The sequence below is a fragment of the Dellaglioa sp. CoH-57-MRSF-18 genome, assembly GCF_056781995.1.
In genome coordinates, this window is the sequence record NZ_JBXAXX010000272.1 from 1 (window position 1) to 243 (window position 243).

General features: G+C 53.1%; 1 protein-coding gene. It reads left to right on the forward strand.

The genetic code is table 11. The features are described 5' to 3' along the window. Positions 1–43: 43 nt before the first annotated feature. A partial coding sequence (locus tag AC1RPG_RS08940) for a DNA polymerase III subunit theta (protein WP_481762631.1) occupies positions 44–243 on the forward strand: 200 nt, incomplete at its 3' end.

Below are 243 nucleotides of genomic sequence, written 5' to 3' on the forward strand. Positions count from 1 at the left end.
GGCGTACACTTACAGCCGGTTTCCATTTCTGTCGGAGGATGTGATGTCCGGACTGAATCTGGCGGCAACAACTAAAGAAGAGCAGGATAAAGTGGCCATTGACCTGGTTGCTTCAGGCGTGGTCTATAAAGAAAGGCTGGCGATGCCGGTGGTCGCTGAGCTTGTCGTCAGAGAACAGCCTGAGCATTTGAGAGAGTATTTCCGGGCGCGGCTGGAGTATTTGCGCAACTCCCGGACAAGAAT